This window comes from Paraburkholderia hospita (genome assembly GCF_002902965.1).
In the GTDB taxonomy this organism is placed as follows: domain Bacteria; phylum Pseudomonadota; class Gammaproteobacteria; order Burkholderiales; family Burkholderiaceae; genus Paraburkholderia; species Paraburkholderia hospita.
Window position 1 is genome coordinate 444,830 of sequence record NZ_CP026107.1, and the last position, 18,206, is coordinate 463,035.

General features: G+C 61.6%; 14 protein-coding genes and 1 pseudogene. 10 read left to right on the top strand and 5 right to left on the bottom strand.

All coding sequences use genetic code 11. The features are described from left to right. Positions 1-29: 29 nt before the first annotated feature. Genes C2L64_RS35155 through C2L64_RS35170 form a run of 4 tightly spaced genes read right to left on the bottom strand, consistent with a single transcriptional unit; the run spans position 30 to position 4,284 of the window. Entirely contained in the window at positions 30-926 is an 897-nt protein-coding gene (locus C2L64_RS35155; RefSeq protein WP_007584700.1) for an ABC transporter permease, read from the bottom strand. A 1-nt stretch (position 927) separates the two neighbouring features. Beyond that, positions 928-1,842, bottom strand: a complete 915-nt coding sequence (locus C2L64_RS35160) for an ABC transporter permease (protein WP_007584702.1) — start codon at positions 1,840-1,842, stop codon at positions 928-930. A gap of 31 nt (positions 1,843-1,873) precedes the next feature. Then, positions 1,874-3,175, bottom strand: coding sequence for an ABC transporter substrate-binding protein (locus C2L64_RS35165; RefSeq protein ID WP_007584705.1), 1,302 nt, complete (start codon positions 3,173-3,175; stop codon positions 1,874-1,876). A 53-nt stretch (positions 3,176-3,228) separates the two neighbouring features. Further along, positions 3,229-4,284, bottom strand: a complete 1,056-nt coding sequence (locus C2L64_RS35170; protein ID WP_007584707.1) for an ABC transporter ATP-binding protein — start codon at positions 4,282-4,284, stop codon at positions 3,229-3,231. Between the two features lie 288 nt (positions 4,285-4,572). On the opposite strand from C2L64_RS35170, the gene C2L64_RS35180 reads away from it, so the two are divergent. The 6 genes and pseudogenes from C2L64_RS35180 (at position 4,573) to C2L64_RS35205 (ending at position 10,229) form a co-directional block, all read left to right on the top strand. Further along, on the top strand, positions 4,573-5,514 hold the full coding sequence (locus tag C2L64_RS35180) for a polysaccharide deacetylase family protein (RefSeq protein WP_007584722.1): 942 nt from the start codon (positions 4,573-4,575) through the stop codon (positions 5,512-5,514). Next, complete coding sequence (locus C2L64_RS35185; RefSeq protein WP_007584724.1) at positions 5,511-6,245, top strand: GntR family transcriptional regulator; 735 nt, start codon at positions 5,511-5,513, stop codon at positions 6,243-6,245. The genes C2L64_RS35180 and C2L64_RS35185 overlap by 4 nt, the downstream gene beginning before the upstream one ends. Position 6,246: 1 nt before the next feature. Then, a complete protein-coding gene (locus C2L64_RS35190; RefSeq protein ID WP_007584726.1) occupies positions 6,247-6,834 on the top strand; it encodes a flavin reductase family protein in 588 nt (195 codons plus the stop codon). A gap of 134 nt (positions 6,835-6,968) precedes the next feature. Continuing rightward, positions 6,969-7,994, top strand: coding sequence for a succinylglutamate desuccinylase/aspartoacylase family protein (locus tag C2L64_RS35195; protein WP_007584727.1), 1,026 nt, complete (start codon positions 6,969-6,971; stop codon positions 7,992-7,994). A gap of 242 nt (positions 7,995-8,236) precedes the next feature. Continuing rightward, a pseudogene (locus C2L64_RS35200) lies at positions 8,237-8,413 on the top strand (ABC transporter substrate-binding protein); the annotation flags it as partial. Positions 8,414-8,591: 178 nt separating this feature from the next. Beyond that, positions 8,592-10,229, top strand: a complete 1,638-nt coding sequence (locus tag C2L64_RS35205; RefSeq protein WP_039900833.1) for an ABC transporter substrate-binding protein — start codon at positions 8,592-8,594, stop codon at positions 10,227-10,229. A 14-nt stretch (positions 10,230-10,243) separates the two neighbouring features. Here the strand turns inward: C2L64_RS35205 and C2L64_RS35210 are convergent, their stop codons facing one another. Next, entirely contained in the window at positions 10,244-10,867 is a 624-nt protein-coding gene (locus tag C2L64_RS35210) for a glutathione S-transferase family protein (protein ID WP_039900835.1), read from the bottom strand. Positions 10,868-11,212: 345 nt separating this feature from the next. Between C2L64_RS35210 and C2L64_RS35215 the strand changes: the two genes are divergently transcribed. The 4 genes from C2L64_RS35215 to C2L64_RS35230 all read left to right on the top strand — a co-directional run bounded on the left by C2L64_RS35215 (position 11,213) and on the right by C2L64_RS35230 (position 18,206). Beyond that, on the top strand, positions 11,213-11,788 hold the full coding sequence (locus C2L64_RS35215; protein WP_233446682.1) for a TetR/AcrR family transcriptional regulator: 576 nt from the start codon (positions 11,213-11,215) through the stop codon (positions 11,786-11,788). A 102-nt stretch (positions 11,789-11,890) separates the two neighbouring features. Beyond that, positions 11,891-13,468: an efflux transporter outer membrane subunit gene (locus tag C2L64_RS35220; RefSeq protein WP_007584737.1), complete on the top strand. Its 1,578-nt coding sequence runs from the start codon at positions 11,891-11,893 to the stop codon at positions 13,466-13,468. A gap of 123 nt (positions 13,469-13,591) precedes the next feature. Continuing rightward, positions 13,592-14,827, top strand: a complete 1,236-nt coding sequence (locus C2L64_RS35225; protein ID WP_007584739.1) for an efflux RND transporter periplasmic adaptor subunit — start codon at positions 13,592-13,594, stop codon at positions 14,825-14,827. Between the two features lie 10 nt (positions 14,828-14,837). After that, on the top strand, positions 14,838-18,206 hold the full coding sequence (locus C2L64_RS35230) for an efflux RND transporter permease subunit (protein ID WP_007584741.1): 3,369 nt from the start codon (positions 14,838-14,840) through the stop codon (positions 18,204-18,206).

An 18,206-nucleotide genomic window follows, 5' to 3' on the forward strand; every position in this document is an offset into this window, starting at 1 on the left:
GCGCAACGCCGCGCGGCGCTATGCGTGCATCAACCCGCAGTCGCCCGCTTCCGCGCGAGCGATCTCGCGATGAGCATTCCGCCCACCATCACCGCAAGCGAGATCAACGTCGTCATCGTGCCGAGCGCGTAGATGACAGGCGTGGTCACTGAGGTCGTCAAACCCTGCAATTCGAGCGGCAGCGTGTTCTGATCGCCGATCGCCTGCGACGTGCGCGCAATCTCATCCCACGAAAGCGTAAAGCCGAACATTGCGACGCCGATCACGGAAGGCCCGATGATGGGCAGCACGACATTGCGGAACGACTGCCAAGGTGAGGCGCCCAGATCGCGGGCCGCTTCTTCGAAGGCGGGATTGAAGCGGTTGAAGACGGCGAACATCACGAGCAGGCCGAACGGCAAGGTCCACGTGAGATGTGCGCCGAGCGCGGACGTGTAGAGGCCCATCGACGTGGTCCAGCTATCCGCGAACGACTGAAAGCCCCACGCGTTGGCCAGATACTTGATGAGCGTGTCGAGCAGACGGAAGGTCAAGCCGATGCCGAGCGATACGATGATCGACGGCATGATGAGACTCGCGACCGATACGTAGAACACGGCCGTATCGCCACGAAAACGCCGCCTGAACGCGAGGCCCGCGCTCACCGAGAACAGCACCGTCAGCACCGTGACAGCAATAGCGAGTTTGACGGAGCGCCCGAACGCAGCCCATATATCGATATCACCCACTCCGTTGCGCAAGACCTCGAACCAGTGCAGCGAGACGCCGCGCATCGGAAAAGTCAGACCGCCTTCCGGACCCTGGAACGACAGAATAAAAATCGTGATGACGGGACCATACAGAAACAGCACAAAGAGGCCGAAGAGCAGCGCGAGCCAGTAGAAGCTCGCGGGCCGGCGCTCGCGATGCCTGAGCGAAACACTCATGTCAGAGTTCCTTTCTGATGTCGACGGCACGCGTCAGCGCCCACACGATCATGAGCACCACCGCGAGCAAAATGATTGCGTTGGCGGCAGCGGCGGGAAACTGCAGATAGCCCGTTTGCACCTGGATGATCTTGCCGACCGATGCGATCTGCTGTCCGCCCATCACGCCCACCGTGAGGAAATCGCCCATCACGATAGTGACGACGAAGATCGAGCCGATCACAATGCCCGTCTTGGACAAGGGCAACACGACGTCGCGGATCACCTGCCTGCCGCTCGCACCGCCGTCGCGCGCGGCTTCGAGCAGCGAGCGGTCGATGCGCATCATCGCGTTGAAGATCGGCACGATCATGAAGAACGTATAGAGATGCACGAAAGCCAGCACGACGGAAAAGTTCGAATACAGCAACCATTCGAGCGGCTGGTCCACCAGATGCGCGGACATGAGCGCCTGATTGACGAGCCCGTTGCGACCGAGCAGCGGAATCCACGAGATCATGCGGATCACGTTGGACGTCCAGAACGGAATCGTGCAGATGAGAAACAGCACAGTCTGCATCGCCGTCGTGCGCACATGGAACGCAAGAAAATACGCGATCGTGAAACCGAGCACGAGCGTCACCGCCCAGACCATCGCGCAGAATTTCAGCGTGGACCAATACGTCTTGAACGTGACGCAAACGTCCGTGAGCGACGTGCAGCCGTCAAAGATCGCCGCGTAGTTCTTCAGCGTGAACGCTGGGATGATCTGATACTCGTTGAAGTCCCAGAAGCTGACGATCAACGTGATCACGAGCGGCACGATAAAAAACAGCGCGAACGTGACTGTGAGCGGCGTGGCTTGCAGCCATGCGCTCACACGCCGATGGCGCACGGCCGTTGGCTTCGCCTGCTGGAGATACTCGACCGAGGCCATCTTCACACTCCGCGCGTGTTCTTGTGCATTGTCATGCCGCGATGAATTCGTTCCACTTCTGCACCATGTAGATGTTCTCGTCCATCACGGCGTTCCAGCATGCGATTGCACCCATGCGCTGGTTGTACGAACCGCCGTCGCGCACGGCACCCGTCTTTTCGAGCAACTGACCGTCGGGCGCCTTGATGTCCTGCGCCGCAGGCTTGCCTTCCATCCAGTAGTCCCATTCGTAGCCCTGCATATGCGTCCTCGCCGTTTCCGTGACGCCGGGGTAATAGCCCTGGCGCATCAGGTAAGCGCCTGCCCAGCCGTCCTGAAACCAGTTGACGAATTCATACGCGGCATCGAGCTTTTTGCCTTGCAGCGAGCGCGGAAAGCCGAAGCCGGACGCCCATGAGCGATAACCTTCCTTCAACGGTTGGAACTTGCAGGCAATGCCCATCGTGCGGACCTTCGTGACAGCGGGCGACCACATCGACTGGATCACGACTTCGCCCGAAGCCATCAGGTTCACGCTCTCGTTGAAGTCACGCCAGAACGCGCGGAACTGGCCGGCGCGCTTCGCTTCGATCAGGATCTTGATGGTCTGATCGATCTCGGCCTTGGTCATGTTGCCTTTATCGCCGTATTTCACGCGGCCCATCGCTTCGATTGCCATCGCCGCATCCATGATGCCGATAGCGGGAATGTTGAGCAGCGCCGCTTTCCCCTTGAATTGCGGATTGAGCAGGTCCGCCCATGTCGTCACGGGCCGCGCAATCAGGTCGGGGCGAATGCCGAGTGTGTCGGCGTTGTACGTGGTGGGGATCAGCGTCATCCACTCGGTCGGCGTCGCGGAGAATTCGGTTGAGCGTGCGCCTTTGAGGAACATCACTTTTTTCGGCGCCGTGCCTTGATCGCCGATCTTCTTGCCGTCCACTTCGCCCTTCGTCAGCACGGGCGTGATCTTGTCGGCGAGCTTGATGCGCTTGGCGTCCATGCCCGCGAGCGTGCCCGCCGGGATGAGCTTCTTGAGCGAGAAGTACTCCGTGTCGACGATATCGAAAGAGTTGGGTTGCGTGATGATGCGTTTGGTGACGTCATCGGTCGTCACGGGAATGTATTGAATCTCGATTCCCGTGTCTTCCTTGAACTTCTTCGCAATGTCCGCGCTCTGGTTGACGGCGGTGCCGAGGTAACGCAGCGTGATCTTCTCTTGTGCATGCACGTACGGGAAACCGGCGATGCCCGCAGCCGCGACGGCGCCCTTGATGAACGTGCGGCGCGATAAACCTTTACCTACGGTCTCGTCTCCAGCCTGTTGTACGTTTGCGGCCACCTTGTCGTCGTTCATTGCTTCTCTCCTCTAAAGAAATTGTCGTTGCGTTGTCGTTGTCAGTGCACTTGCTAGGCTGCGAGCGGATGGGCGTTCTGCTCGTCCCACCAGACCGTCACGCGCGCATTCGGCCCGAGACGTTGCGGATCGTAGTCGGCGTCGCTCATCAGCGATACGAGCGCGGGCGAGCCGTCTTGCGGATCGAGCGTGATGCGCAAATGCGTGCCCTGGTATTCGGCTTCACGCACCGTGCAAGCGAGGCCGCCGATCCGGCTCAAGCCGCTTTCTCCCGCGCTCGTGCCCGGCGTGACGCCTTGCGGCGCGATGCGCAAGCGGTCGGCGCGCACGGTGAAGAGCCCGCCCTTCGCGCCAAGCACGTTATGGCCACCGAGAAAGCGCGCGACGAATTCCGTGCGCGGCCGGTTGAATACTTCGAACGGCGTACCCATCTGTTCGATATGACCGTGACTCATCACCACCACGAGATCGGCGAGTGCCATCGCTTCTTCCTGCGAATGGGTGACGTGGACGAAGGTGATGCCGAGTTCCTTTTGCCAGCGCTTCAGTTCGGCGCGCATCTGCACGCGCAGGAACGGATCGAGCGCGGACAGCGGTTCGTCGAGCAAGAGGCAGCGCGGTTCGTTGAGCAATGCGCGCGCGAGCGCGACGCGCTGCTGCTGGCCGCCTGAGAGCTGGGCGGGCCTGCGGTTCGCGTAGGCCGACATCGCGACGAGTTCGAGTAGTTCGCCCGCGCGTTTTCGCCGCGCCTCTTTGGCGACGCCGCGCATCTTCAGGCTGAACGCGACGTTATCGAGCGCGGACAGATGCGGGAATAGCGCATAGCTCTGGAACACCATCGCGGTGCCGCGCGCGGCAGGCTGCTCATGTGTCACGTTGCGCCCACCGATCAGCACGTCGCCTTCGGAGACCGACTCGTGACCCGCGATCATGCGCAGCGTCGACGTCTTGCCGCAGCCCGACGGGCCAAGCAGGCAGCAGTAAGCGCCGCCGGGAATGCGCAGGTCGATCGCATCGACGGCGAGCGAATCGGCATAACGCTTCGAAACGTGCACGAGCTCGATGTCGGCGGGGCTTGCATGAACCACGGTTGATGCCGGCTGAACCATGAAGGTTTGTCCTGTCAGATGACGCGAATGGAATACGGCGCACGACGCATGCAGCCGGGAGCTTCTGCAAGTCATATGCCATTCGCGATTTCATCCGCCGCCAGCACGTACTCGCACGAGTGCCGCAACGCCCGCTGACAACGCGTGTCGACAGGTTGGCGCGCATATTGCACACGATTGCGGACCTCGATCGTCAGCACTTGCGGATTGGTTGCGTGTGCAATCGCAGTGCAGGTTTCGTTCGGATTGGGGCACAACCTAACCAAACCGGATCATTCACACCCGACAATGAACGACTTCAAGCGCGAGCCGTCCGGTTCATTCGATTCACTGACAACACATGGCCGCTTCGGCTATCAGCCGATTCATGAGGGCGATGCCTACCACTGGCCGAACGGCGCTCGGCTTGCGGTCTATCTCGGCTTCAACCTGGAGCACTTCGCGTTCGGCGAGGGCCTGGGTGCGGCGTTGGGGCCGCTGTCTCCGCAGCCCGACGTCCTGAACTACAGCTGGCGCGAGTACGGCAATCGCGTCGGCGCGTGGCGCTGCATCGAATTGTTCGATTCGCTCGACATGCCGGCGGGCACGCTCATCAACACGTCGCTTTACGATCACTGTCCGGCGCTCATCGAAGCCTGTGCCGCGCGCGGCGACGAGCTGATTGCTCACGGTCACACGAACGCGCAGCGCCAGAGCGATCTGGACGAGGACGGCGAACGCGCGCTGCTGGCGCATTGCCGCGCACGCATGATCGAACAATCCGGCGCGGAGCCGACGGGATGGCTGTCGCCATGGATCTCCGAATCGCATCGCACGCCGGACCTGCTCGCCGAGACGGGGTATCGCTATACGCTCAACTGGTGTCACGACGACCGGCCTGTGCGTATGCAAACGAAGGGCGGGCCGCTGTGGTCGATTCCGTATCCACAAGAGTTGAACGATCTGCCGATGATCATGGCGCGCCAAATGGACATGCGCGATTTCGCCGACATGATCGTCGACCAGTTCGATGAGATGCTCGAGCAAACGCAGCGTGCGCGCACTGCGCAGCCGCTCGTGATGGGTATTGCGCTGCATCCGTACATAGTCGGGCAGCCATACCGGTTGCGGCACTTGCGGCGCGCGCTCGCGCATATCGCCAGTGCGCGAGACGACATCTGGCTCACGACGCCCGGCGCCATCGCGCGCCACGCAGAAGAAGCCGTGCCCGTCGCGGCGCAAGCCGCATGAGTGCGGTGCAGGCGGGCATGAGGCCCGATAAGCGCGAGCGGGCGGACGCGGACGCTCGCATTTATCAAACGATCTTCGAAGGCGTCTTGAATCACAGGCTCACGCCGGGCACCAAGCTGCCCGAGCCGGAACTGTGCGAGCTGTTCGGCGTCGGGCGCGCAGTGGTGCGGCGCGCGCTGGAGAAACTGGCGCACGACGGCATCGTCGTGTTGCGTCCGAACAAGGGCGCCGTCATTGCGCAGCCGACGCGCGAAGAAACACGCGAGATTTTCGAGGCCCGCTGCGCGGTGGAACGCGCGCTGGTCGAACTCGCGGCGCAACGCGCGAGCGTCGACGATATCGGCGCGCTGCGCAAGCAGCTTGCCGACGAGCACGAGGCGATGCATCGCTTCGATCAGCCGTCATGGGCGCGCCTTGCCAGCGAATTTCATCTGCGCATCGCCGCGCTGGCGGGCAACGCGACGCTCGAGCGCTATCTCACTGAACTGATTTCGCGCTGCTCGCTGATCGTCGGTGCTTACGAGCCGGTCGGCAACGCGCCGTGCGAGCACGACGAGCACACCGCTATCCTCGATTGCCTGGAAGCTCGCGATGCCGCGGGCGCAATTGCGCATATGACGGCGCATCTCCGGAGTCTGGAGGCGCGCATCGAAACGTCGCGCATGCCTGGCAAGAAGCGGCTTGCGCAACTGCTTGGCATCGAACCCGATCGACAAACCGCGATGGAGTGACATGGAAATCGACTTCGAAGCGATCACCGAGTACCAGCGCTACAAACTGATGGCGAGCCTGATCGTGCCGCGGCCCATCGCGCTCGTGACCACGCTCGGCGTAGACGGCACGGTGAACGCCGCGCCGTTCTCCATGTTCAACATGCTGGGCGAGGAGCCGCCCATCGTAATGATCAGCATCAACCGGCTGACGGACGGCACGTTGAAGGACACGGCGGTGAACATTCCGCGCGAAAAGGAGTTCGTCGTGCATCTTGCCGATGAGGCGATTGCGCAGCAGATGCATCGCTGCGGCGAGCGCTTTTCGCCGGATGTCAGCGAACTGGACGAAGTGGGTTTCACCGCGCTGGCGTCGACGCGCGTCAAGCCACCGCGCATCGCGCAGGCGCCTGTTGCCTTCGAATGCGAGCTTTGGGAGACGCTTGAAACGGCGAGCCGCCATATATTCATCGGCAAGGTACTGGTGCTGCACGCGCGCGACGAACTGATCGATCGTGACGCCTGGCGCGTCAGGTTGCAGCATTACTTTCCCGTTGGCCGTTTCGGTGCGAGCGATTATGTGACGACGCGGGATCGGTTCGAGCTTTGAGTTGCACGCGTTCTTTGGAAAGAACAAATGCTGACATCTATTTCCAGTTTCCATTGAACGGGCTTTGTTTGCTTCAGGTATATGCTTCGCCATATCGATTGGTAGCAACATGATTCATTTCACCTGGCGATGCAATGAACTCGACCCGAATTCCAGGCAATCCCATTCGCAGCGAAGTCGATTTCGATGCGCAAGGCAAGCATGCCGGCTATCTGCGCCTGCCACATTCCGTGCACCGTTCGGCATACGGCTGGCTGCCGATTCCAGTCGCATCGATACGGAACGGGAACGGACCTGTCGTGCTAGTCATGGCGGGCAATCACGGCGACGAATACGAAGGGCAGATTCTCGTATCCGAACTGATCCGGCAGATCGACGCAGCCGACGTGTCGGGTCAACTGATCCTGCTGCCGATGGCCAACGCGCCTGCGGCGGAAGCGGGATTGCGCACGTCTCCACTCGATGACGGAAACCTGAATCGCGCCTTTCCGGGCGATCCGTCCGGCTCACCGACGCAGGTCATCGCGCATTACATCGAGCATGAGTTGCTGGCGCGCGCGGACTTCCTGTTGGATCTGCATTCCGGCGGTAGCTCGCTGCTTTACCACGGCAACAACATGCTCGCGATCGATCCACGCGACGAAGATGAACGGCGTCAATTGACGCAGGCATTGCAGGCTTTTGGATTGCCGAACGCGTTTCTGCATGCGGAAAATCCTGTGCATGCTGCATCGGCGGCACGCCGTCAGGGGGCACTCTCGATCACGGCGGAAATCGGCGGCGGTGGCTCTGTCAATCCGCCATTGCTGATTGAAGCAAGGCAGGGCTTGCTGCATTTCCTGGCGCACATCGGCGTGCTGCGCGGTCCACTCGTTCCTGACGCGCCACCTGCGGCAACGCGCTTTCTGCGCGTGGCGGGTGCGCGGCACTACGTTTATGCCTATGACAGCGGCATATATGAACCGCTCGTTGAACTGGGACAGCGCGTTAGCGCCGGTCAGCCGGCAGCGCGCATCCATTTCCCCGATACACCGCTCAAGGAGCCAGTGACCTGTCACTTCGCGAGCGACGGAGAGGTGGTCTGCAAACGCGTACCCGCTCTCGTGAAGCGGGGAGATTGCCTCTTCCATCTGGCGGATGAAGATCGCTCTTTCACTTGATCCGCTTTTCTAAAGCGTGTGTTGAAACGTCAATCCCGCTGTGGAATTGGCGCATTCACCTGTCGTTGCATCATTAATTGTGGCGATTTGATTCATTTGCATCGCACGATATTCATATAGAAATTGCTTGTGTAGCGCTGTCGGAACCTGGCGCTATCGTATGAGCTCCTGAACACAGATCGACATCGCTGTCGATGATTCATGAGCACGATCGTCGTTGACACCACGCCACAAGATCCGCGCGCACCGACGTGGCAATTGCGACACGTAAAGGCAGCGGTCTCGTCGATGCGCTCACCGTCGCGACGAACGGTCTGATCGCCGATGGCAGCTATACGAGGTCTCTTATGCGTTGGGGCATTCAGTCGGAAGCGTTGGGCCGCTCGGAAAGCAATCCACCTGGACTGCCGAAGTTCTGATGCGTTCGGTTGCGCGCTGCTGATTAAGCAGCGCCGCATATAACCATGTGCAGATTAGTTGTTGGCGGTTCGATGCGACGCGCGGAGACAATCGCCGCGAGTTTCGCCGCACTTCTGGGTAACGCGAGCTTTCTCTGTGTTCGTGTTCCGCATTTGACCCGCAACTATCCCAATCGTGATGAATTCCCGAACCCTTCTTGACCCTGCGCATGTCCGGCGCATCCTTTCCCGCATTTCATTCGTGCTGGGCCTTACCGTGTTCTCCGCTGCCGCTCAGGCCGCACCATCGGGCACGCTCGTCTTCTGCTCGGAGGGCAGTCCCGCCGGTTTCGATCCGGGCCAGCATACGACGAGCACGGATTTCGACGCGAGCACCAACACCGTGTACAACGAACTCGTGCAGTTCAGGCGCGGCACGCTCGATCTCGAACCTGCACTGGCGACGAGTTGGGATGTATCCGCCGATCAGCGCACGTACACGTTTCACTTGCGCAAAGGCGTGAAGTTCCAGACAACGGCATGGTTCAAGCCGACGCGCGAGTTCAATGCCGACGACGTGCTGTTCACGTTCAACCGGATGCTGCACGCCGACGATCCTTTCCGTAAAGCGTATCCGACGAGTTTCCCGTATTTCAGCGATCTCGGTTTCGAGAAGAACATCGAGAGTATCGAACGCGTTGACGACACCACGGTGCGCTTCCGGCTGAAAGAACCCGACGTGATCTTCGTACGCAATCTCGCGATGAGCTTCGCGTCGATTCTTTCCGCCGAATATGCCGCGAAGCTGACGGACGCTCACCGTGAAGCCGACATCAACCAGTTGCCGGTCGGAACCGGGCCGTTTGCGTTCCGCTCCTATCAGAAGGATGCGGTGATCCGCTACGACGCGAATCCCGATTACTGGCGGCCCGACGACGTCAAGCTCGCGCATCTGGTGTTTTCGATCACGCCGGATCCGGCGGCGCGCATCCAGAAGCTGGCGAATGGTGAATGCCAGGTGTCGGTATTCCCGCGACCCGCGGATCTCGACGTGGTCAAGCGAAACCCTTCACTGACGCTTGTTTCGGGCGTCGGCTTCAACGTGGGTTTCGTCGCGTACAACACGCAGCACGCGCCTTTGAACAAGCTCGACGTTCGCCGCGCGCTCGACATGGCCATCGACAAGCCCGCGATCATCCAGGCGGTGTTCTCCGGCAACGCCACGGTGGCGACCAACCCGATGCCGCCGGCGCAATGGTCTTACGACAAGCAACTCAAAGACGCGCCTCATGATCCGGCAAAGGCCAAGGCGTTGCTCGCGCAGGCAGGCTTTCCTGATGGCTTCGATCTCACATTGTGGGCGATGCCCGTGCAGCGCCCCTACAATCCCAACGCACACCTGATGGCGCAACTGATCCAGCAGGACTGGGCGAAAATCGGCGTGCGCGCGAAGATCGTCAGCTACGAATGGGGCGAGTACAACCGGCGCGCGAAGCAGGGCGGCGAACATGACGCAATCCTGTATGGCTGGTCCGGCGACAATGGCGACCCCGACAACTGGCTCGGCACCTTGCTCGGCTGCGCTGCAGTGGGTGGCAGCAATGTATCGAAGTGGTGCGACCCGGCATTCAACGGGCTGATCGAGAAGGCGCGCGAAACGTCGAACACCAATGAGCGCACGCGTCTTTACGAGCAGGCACAGGTCATCTTCAAGCAACAGGTGCCTTATACGCCTGTCGCGCATTCGATCATTTCACTGCCCGCGTCGAAACGTGTTAGCGGACTGGTGTTCTCGCCGCTCGGCAGTCATCGGTTCGATGGCGTGTCGCTGAACTAGCGGCTTCGCGTAGTTCAACCCGGATCGAACACCTTGAGGCCGCGCGCGAGCGCGGGCCTCGCTTCGACCTGTTCATACCAGCGGCGCAGATTGGGCAGTTGAGCCCAGGGCAGTTGTGACATGACCGACTGAGTGATCGTGAAGGCCGCGATGTCCGCGATCGAAAATGTCTTTCCTGCCATATACGGTTCGTCACTGACATACCGCTCTGCCGATTCGAGCGCCGCGAACATCCGTTCGACAAGCAGCGCTTGCCCCGCCGGAACACCCGCGCTACGAAGAAAAAAAGCAGCGTGACTGACGGCTATCACGTCGGTGACGAAAAAGAAAAATCGCTCATAAACGACGGCTCGTGCAAGGGAGTCGTCGGGTAACAGGCGACCCGACGCCCTCTCTGCCGCGTAAAGAATGATCGCGTTCGATTGCGTGATCACGACCGGCGGCCCGTTCTCCTGGCTTTCAACCAGCACGGGTACTTTTCCCGCGGGGTTCAGCGCAAGATACGCGGCGCTTCGATGCTCGCCGTTCGCAAGATCGACGGATTGGACGGTGTACGGCAAGCCCGCTTCTTCAAGCGCGATGGCGGCGCGAATGCAGTTCCCCGTCGGCGCGCCGTAAAGCTCATAGGTCGTATTCATCTCCATGCCCTTTTAATGACAATGCGAAAGCTGCCTATCCAATTGCAGTCGATCAAATGAATGATTTCCGTGCACCTATGTCGCCAGAAGTGGCGATTAATGATTCAATTGCACGAACAACAATAGTTATTTGTCGAATGCCCCAAGCGGATTTCATTGACTATACTGCGTGAGGCTGTGGTCGTCGGCGCGTGCGCATGGCACGTCCCCATAATGAAGACACGTAGCGGAAACTCGCCAGTGGAGTTTCCATGCGGCACGTTTTCGGACGCCATGAATCCAGATCGCAAGCACGGGCCGGGTGGACGCTTGACGCGATGCGAGTCGAAGGCTCGGCTTCGCGCAGTGGTTGCGAGCGCCAAAAAACGCTTCCTGACGGTTGGCTTCCGGGAGACCAGTCTTGACGACATCGCTCGCGATGCGGGCGTGGCGAAGAAGACGCTTTATTGTCATTTCGGCAGCAAAGAGCAGTTGTTTAGCGCGATTCTGGAAACGCTGGGGCGGACCTGGCAGGAGCAACTCCGGCACATCGTCACGAGCGGCGGCGAACCGGTCGACGTGCTCGAAAGAGCGGCGCTGCACCTGCTCGACATCGGCACTCGCGATGAAATGACCCAGCTTTACTGGGTGCTGTTGGTCGAGACACGCCGCTTTCCCGCGCTCTCGGCCGGGCTTTATCAGGAGCGTGGACGGCTGATCGGCATCGAACCGCTCGAAGGCTATCTGCGCGCAGCGGTGGAAAACGGTGAGCTCGAATTCGACGACGTCGAACTCGCCACCGAGCAGTTCGTGCATCTGGTGCTAGGCGGTGTGCGCGCCAGAATGCTGCTCATGGGCGCGCGGCGCCCGAGCGCAGCGAGACGTCAATTGATTGCGAAGCAGGCGGTCAGGATTTTCACCGCAGGGTGCTTGACTCGGTGAAACAAAGCTTTCAAAACATTTTCGTTTTTCATTCAATTAAATTAGTCATACGAAGTAAATCGCGTTTGTCGGAATGCCGATCCAGTCAATGGAGGCACATGCATGAAAACAGCTTCGCGTGCGTCGAGTGTTGTGCGCGCAGGGTGTGCAAGAACGCAATGGCGATTCGCGGCGCTGGGCGGCGTCGTGCTCGTCGTCGTCATGTCGCTGGGCGCTTGCATGATGGGCCCGGACTATCGCAGGCCCGAAGCGCAGATTCCCGAAGGATTCAAGGAAGGCGTCGACTGGCAGCGCGCCGATGCGAACCCGCAAGCCGCGATCGACAGTACGTGGTGGCGGATGTACGGCGACGACAAGCTCAACGACCTCGTCGATCAGGCGTTGCGGGCGAATCAGTCGATCGCCGCGGCGGAGGCCGCCTATCGTCTCGCGCTCGCGACAGTCGAGGCCAACCGCGCGGGCCTGTTTCCGACCGTGACGGCCGGTCTGTCCGGCGCGCGCTCCGGCGGCAACGTCGCCGGGCTGAGCGCGAGCCGTGGGTCCGGGGCATCGACGTCGACGTCGGCGGTGGGCGGGGCGGGCAACAGCGTGGTGGCGCTCGGGGCCGTGACCTGGGAACTGGACCTGTGGGGCCAGATACGACGTCAGATCGAGGAAGCGAAGGCCAACGCGCAAGCGTCGGACGCGCAACTTGCCGGCGAGCGCATTTCCATTGCGGCCAGCGTCGCGACCGATTACTTCCAGCTGCGGCAAGCTGACTATGACATCCGCGCGCTGAAGGAACAGCTGGACGCTTACGGGCGCATCCTCGCGATCGTGCAGACGGCCTACGCCCAGGGCGGCGCCTCCAACGACGACGTGCTGGTCGCGCAAGAAGATCTGGAGACGGTGATCGCCGATCTGCAGACGACGGAAATCAACCGCGAACATGATGAGCACGCGCTCGCCGTGCTGGCGGGCGTGCCGCCTGAGTCGTTCAGTATTCCGCCCGATCCCGACTACCACTTCATGGCGCCCGCCGTGCCGACGTCGCTGCCATCGCAACTGCTCGAGCGGCGTTACGACGTGGTCAGCGCCGAGCGCACGGCGGCAGCCGCGAATGCGAGCATCGGCGTGGCCGAAGCCGCGTTCTTTCCGACCTTGACGCTTTCGGCTGAAGGCGGTTTCGCGCACAGCACGCTCGCCCATCTGTTCACGGTGCCGAACCGCTTCTGGACGCTCGGGCCGGATCTGGCGCAAACCATTTTCGACGGCGGCGCGCGCACGGCTGCTGTGCACCAGGCGCGCGCCACGTATGACGAAGACGTGGCCAACTACCGCAATACGGTGCTCACGGCATTCCAGAGCGTGGAAGACAGCCTGTCGTCGATGAATCATTTGCGGGCGCAGGAAAGTGCGTTCGCACGTGTGCTCGACAGCAACGTGCGATTGTTCGCGAGCGAAGAGGCGCAGTTCAATGCCGGCGCAGTCAGCCAGCAAAACGTGTTGAATCAGCGGCTGACATTGATCCAGGCGCAACAGAGTCTGCGCGATACGCAGGCCTTGCTCGCGCAGAATCACGTGCTGCTCGTGAAAAATCTCGGCGGCGGCTGGCAGCGCGATGACGCCGAGGTGGCATCGCCGGCTTCGGGAAGCGCTGTACGACCTGTCGCGCAGCAATCTACCAGTTCCGCGGACTGAACACGTTTGACCCGACTGACACATTGACGCGCACGCAGTTCAACACGATTCACCCGACACGGGAGCACCGGCGTGCAGACATGCAGCCCGCGCGTGCCAGTGTCACGCAACAACGGAGTTCTCATGAAGTCACGTTTGGAACGCGTGTCGTTGTTATGTCTGTGTCTGATCGTGCTCGCCGCGTGCTCGAAAAAGGCGCCGCCGCCACCGCCGCCGCAGGTCTCGACAGTGAAGGTGCAAGCGCAGTCGGTGCCGCTCGAACGCCGCTTCGTCGGGCGGCTTTCGCCTTACTACAGCGCGAACGTCACGGCGCGCGTCTCAGGCGTGCTGCTCAAGCGCAATTACGCGGAAGGCTCGCAGGTGCGCGCGGGACAACTGCTATTCGAAATCGATCCGACGTTCTATCGCGCGCAGCTCGACAACGATCTCGCGATCCTGGCGCAGGACCGCGCGACCTACATCAACGATCACATCACCGCCGAGCGCAACCGCAAGCTGCTGCCCGTCGGTTCGATCTCGCAGCAAACCGTCGACAACTCCGACGCCGCCGAACGCAGCGCGGCGGCCAAGGTGAAGGCCGACGAGGCGACGGTGCAGAGCGCGCGCATCTCGCTCGATTACACACGCGTGACGGCGCCGATCGGCGGCATCGCCGGCCAGCAGCAGGTGACGGCGGGCGCGGTAGTCGGCAGCAGCACGACCGACTCGGGCGGCAACGGTACATTGTTGACGACGATCCAGCAGATCGACCCGATGTACGTGAACTTCACCATCAGCTCGGCCGATCTCGCGACGCTGCAGCAATCGCAAACGGGCGGCACCGTCGACCTGTCGCAGCAGAACCAGGTCTCGGTGCGTATCGCGTTGCCCAATGGCGCGGCATACGGCAGCGCAGGCACGCTCGATTTCTCCGACGTGACGGTGAACGCATCGACGGGCGCCGTCAATCTGCGCGCGCTGGTCGCGAATCCGCAGCGGCGTCTTCTGCCCGGCATGTTCGTCTCGCTGACGGTCGATTTCGGCCGGCAGAACGATGTGTTCCTGGTCCCGCAGCAGGCCTTGCTGCGCGATACGACGGGCGGCTATATGCTGCTGGTCGGCGGAGACGGCAAGGTGGCGCGCAGGGACGTCGAGACGGTGAATAGTCTCGGCAACAACTGGATCGTGACGCACGGCCTGAACGACGGCGACGAGGTCATCGTGACGGGCGTGCAGTTTGCGCATGAAGGAGCGCCCGTCAAGACCGTTGCGTGGCAGCCGCCGGCTGCCGCGTCGCCGGGTTCATCGGGCGCGGCGGCTTCTTCTCCGGGCGCGGCGGCATCATCGGCCGCAGCGGCTTCGGCCGGCATGGCGAAGTAGGAGACCGCTCATGCCGAGTTTCTTTATCGACCGCCCCGTTTTCGCGTGGGTCATCGCGATCCTGATTTGCCTGTTCGGCATCATCGCCGTGCGCGGCATGGGGATCGATTCGTATCCGGACATCGCGCCGCCGCAAGTGACCGTCACGGCGCAATACCCGGGCGCGAGCGCGCAGACGATGGAATCGACCGTGACGCAGGTGATCGAGCAGCAGCTCACGGGCATCGACAATCTGCTGTACTTCAGCTCGACGTCGAGCTCGAACGGCCAGACGCAGATCATCCTCACGTTCGCGACGGGCACCGACCCGGACATTGCGCAGGTGCAGGTGCAGAACAAGGTCACGCTCGCACAGCCGTTGTTGCCTTCGCAGGTGACACAACAGGGCGTGATCGTGGCGAAGTCCAGCCCGGACATTCTGCTATTCATCGCGCTGCAGTCGGACAATGCGTCGATCGATGCGGGACGGCTCTCCGACATTCTCGCGTCGCAGATCCAGCCTGTCATCGGGCGGGTGACGGGCGTCGGCAACACGACGCTGCTCGGCTCGGAGTACGCGGTGCGGATCTGGCTCGATCCCGACAAGCTGCAGAGCTATGGCCTGTCGACCACGCAGGTGCTCAACGCCGTGAGCGGACAGAACGCGCAATTCGCGGCCGGTTCGCTCGGCGCCGATCCTGCCGTGAAGGGCCAGGTGTTCACGGCAACCGTCTCCGGCGACAGTCTCTTTTCGTCGCTCCAGCAGTTCCGCGACATCATCGTCGTATCGAACAGCAACGGCACCACAGTCAAACTGAGCGATGTGGCACGCATCTCATTCGGCTCGCAGACTTACGGGCAGGCGCCCGTGTACAACGGCAAGCCGGCCGGCGGCCTTGCCGTGTTCCTGTTGCCGGGCGCGAATGCGCTGAAGGTCGAGAAAGCAGTGAAGGCGACGATGGATACACTCGCCCGCGATCTGCCAGAAGGCGTCACATGGAGCGTGCCGTACGACACCACGCCTTTTATCACCGCATCGATCACGGACGTGATCCGCACGCTCATCGAGGCCATCCTGCTGGTGTTTTTCGTGATGTTGATTTTCCTGCAGAACTTGCGCGCGACGATCATTCCGACGCTCGTGATTCCCGTCGCATTGCTCGGCACCTTCATCGGTCTTTCCGCGCTGCATTACACGCTCAACCAGTTGACGCTGTTCGGCATGGTGCTCGCAATCGGCATCGTGGTGGACGATGCGATCGTCGTGATCGAGAACGTCGAGCGCATCATGAGCGAAGAACATATGGAGCCACGTGAGGCGACCCGCAAGGCGATGAAGCAGATCACGGGCGCCATCATCGCGATCACGGTGGTGCTGACGGCGGTGTTCGTACCGTCCGCGCTGCAGCCTGGCGCAACGGGCATCATTTACGCGCAGTTCGCGCTGACGATTGCGGTGTCGATGGGATTCTCCGCGTTTCTGGCGATGTCGTTCACGCCTTCGCTGTGCGCCGCCATTCTCAGGACCGAACACCAGGCGAAGAAGAACGCGTTTTATCGATGGTTCGACCGGACCTTCGACTGGACGACAAAACACTATCTCAGCCATGTGGGCAAGGCCGTGCATCATGCGCCGCGCTGGATGGTGGCGTTTGCGCTCGTGCTCGTGCTGACGGGCTTCCTGTACACGAAGCTGCCGACCAGCTTCGTGCCCGACGAAGATCAGGGCTTCGTGCTGGCACTCGTCAACCTGCCATCCGGTTCGACCTTGCAACGCACCGATCACGTGATGGCCGAGTTGCGCGACAAGCTCGCCAAAAGCCCGCTCGGCAAGGACATCGTCGGCATCTTCCAGCCCGAGGGTTTCAGCTTTGTCGGTACGAGCGAAAACGTCGGCATGTCGTTCATCAAGCTATCTGACTGGAAGGACCGCTCCGAAACGGCAATGCAGATGATCCCGCAGATCAACCGTATTCTGTCGTCGATCCCCGACGCGCAGATTTTCGCAGTGAACCTGCCGACCATTCGCGGCCTGAGCCAGTTCGGCGGCATCGACATGTATCTGCAGGCGCGCTCGGGGCAATCGCGTGCCGAACTTGGCGAGGCGGAGCGCACGCTGCTCACGAGTGCGGCGAAAAGTCCCGTGCTGTTCGGCATCCGGCCGAACTCGCTGCCGAACTCGCCGCAACTGGACATCGCGGTGGATCGCACGCAGGCGCAGGCGATGGGCCTGTCGCTGACGGATGTCTATCAGACGCTCGAGATGGAACTCGCGCCGTTCTACATCGACCAGTTTACGTACGGCGGCCGCGTGAAGCGCGTCTATATCCAGGCGGATGCGCCGTTCCGGATGTCGCTCGACGCGCTTCAGCACCTCTACACGCCGAGTGTTTTCGCGGCCGGCGGGTCGTCGAGTCAGGCGTCTTCCAGCAAGAGCAGTTCGGGCACGACGGGAAGCACAGGCACGGCCGTCGGCTCGAACGGGTTCGTCACACCCGTCGATCCGTCGCCCGCCAATACGTCGATCGCGCCATACAACATGGTGCCGCTCGCCAGCGTCGTGAATGCCAAATGGGCTTTTGGGCCGACGGTGCTGCCGCGCTACAACGGCTATTCGGCAATCGAGATTGTCGGCAACTCCGCGCCCGGTTACTCGACGGGGCAGGCGATCGATACGCTCAACGACATCATCAACCATCAGTTGCCGCGCGGCTTCGCGGGTGACTGGACCGGGCAGTCGTATCAGGAGCTGCTGTCGGGCTCGTCGGCGACCACGCTGATGGCGCTGTCGATCGTGGTGGTGTTTCTGTGTCTCGCCGCGCTGTACGAGAGCTGGTCGATACCCGCGTCGGTGCTGCTGGTGGTGCCGCTTGGCATGCTCGGCATGCTCGCGTTCTGCCTGACCTTCAGCGTGCCGAACGACATCTACTTCAAGATCGGGCTTGTGACGGTGATCGGTCTCGCGGCGAAGAACGCGATCCTGATCGTCGAGTTCGCGGTGGAGGGACAGCTGCGCGGCATGACACTGCGCGACGCGGTGCTGACGGCGGCCCGATTGCGGCTGCGTCCGATCCTGATGACGTCGATGGCGTTCATTCTCGGCGTATTCCCGCTCGTGATCTCGTCGGGGGCGGGCGCCTCTTCACGTCACGAGATCGGCACGGGCGTGATCGGCGGGATGCTGTTTGCAACGTTTCTCGGTCTGCTGCTGATTCCCGTGTTCTATGTGGTCGTGCGCCGGCTGCTCGGCGACAAGCTCGACGAGGTGTCGCACAAGATGCCGCATCACGGCGGCGATGGTGCTGCGTCTGGTGGGCACGGAGATGGAACGCCGAAGGACGGTGCGCCGCCCGACGGACCGCCGCCCGGCGGTACGCCAGGGACGGGGGCGCCGGCTTGA

What these genes read in the sequence shown, in the direction of transcription:
- C2L64_RS35155 (WP_007584700.1), bottom strand. Translation starts at nt 926, where the DNA reads ATGAGTGTTTCGCTCAGGCATCGCGAGCGCCGGCCCGCGAGCTTCTAC.
- C2L64_RS35160 (WP_007584702.1), bottom strand. Translation starts at nt 1,842, where the DNA reads ATGGCCTCGGTCGAGTATCTCCAGCAGGCGAAGCCAACGGCCGTGCGC.
- C2L64_RS35165 (WP_007584705.1), bottom strand. Translation starts at nt 3,175, where the DNA reads ATGAACGACGACAAGGTGGCCGCAAACGTACAACAGGCTGGAGACGAG.
- C2L64_RS35170 (WP_007584707.1), bottom strand. Translation starts at nt 4,284, where the DNA reads ATGGTTCAGCCGGCATCAACCGTGGTTCATGCAAGCCCCGCCGACATC.
- C2L64_RS35180 (WP_007584722.1), top strand. Translation starts at nt 4,573, where the DNA reads ATGAACGACTTCAAGCGCGAGCCGTCCGGTTCATTCGATTCACTGACA.
- C2L64_RS35185 (WP_007584724.1), top strand. Translation starts at nt 5,511, where the DNA reads ATGAGTGCGGTGCAGGCGGGCATGAGGCCCGATAAGCGCGAGCGGGCG.
- C2L64_RS35190 (WP_007584726.1), top strand. Translation starts at nt 6,247, where the DNA reads ATGGAAATCGACTTCGAAGCGATCACCGAGTACCAGCGCTACAAACTG.
- C2L64_RS35195 (WP_007584727.1), top strand. Translation starts at nt 6,969, where the DNA reads ATGAACTCGACCCGAATTCCAGGCAATCCCATTCGCAGCGAAGTCGAT.
- C2L64_RS35205 (WP_039900833.1), top strand. Translation starts at nt 8,592, where the DNA reads ATGAATTCCCGAACCCTTCTTGACCCTGCGCATGTCCGGCGCATCCTT.
- C2L64_RS35210 (WP_039900835.1), bottom strand. Translation starts at nt 10,867, where the DNA reads ATGAATACGACCTATGAGCTTTACGGCGCGCCGACGGGGAACTGCATT.
- C2L64_RS35220 (WP_007584737.1), top strand. Translation starts at nt 11,891, where the DNA reads ATGAAAACAGCTTCGCGTGCGTCGAGTGTTGTGCGCGCAGGGTGTGCA.
- C2L64_RS35225 (WP_007584739.1), top strand. Translation starts at nt 13,592, where the DNA reads ATGAAGTCACGTTTGGAACGCGTGTCGTTGTTATGTCTGTGTCTGATC.
- C2L64_RS35230 (WP_007584741.1), top strand. Translation starts at nt 14,838, where the DNA reads ATGCCGAGTTTCTTTATCGACCGCCCCGTTTTCGCGTGGGTCATCGCG.